This is a genomic window from Flavitalea flava (genome assembly GCF_054461575.1).
Window position 1 is genome coordinate 1 of record NZ_JBTLQH010000148.1, and the last position, 543, is coordinate 543.

General features: G+C 49.4%; 1 protein-coding gene. It reads right to left on the reverse strand.

What is annotated here, in order from left to right; translation table 11 throughout:
* A partial coding sequence (locus tag ACX0G9_RS31770) for a LamG domain-containing protein (protein WP_459069022.1) occupies window positions 1-543 on the reverse strand: 543 nt, incomplete at both ends.

Here is a 543-nt window from a genome sequence, read left to right on the forward strand (position 1 = left end):
CTGTAGCCTGGGTGCTTGTAACATAGCTGCCATTTGTAATAGCACCGGTATAAGCTGTTCCGAGTTCCGCAGTGGCTACTGCAGGATTTGCATCATTATTCAGCGGCCAATATACGACCAGGTTGGCGATATTGGGATGGCAACTTCCCAATAATTTATCTTTCCAGGAGGTTATGGTGCCGGCTGAAAGCGCCGTATTCCAAACACGTACCTCATCTATAGTGCCATTAAGATAGCAACAGCTTGGTTCTCCACCTGCCATAAAAGGAGCCGTGTTGGTGGTGCTTGTGTTGGCGGGAATAGCGCTGGCGGAGAAGCTGAGGGTTTGCTGAACCCCATCGATGTACAATTTCAGACGGTTGGCATCGCCGGTCTGCGTTCCATCAAATACAGCGGCAACATGATACCAGGTACCCGGGCTTACCGCATTGGCAGCAGTGTAGCCATAACTATTGCTGCCATTGCCCACCATTACATACATGGAATTATTATTGGGTCCGATATGAAGCATGATCCTGTCGGTAAGGGAAGTACTTTTGCGGA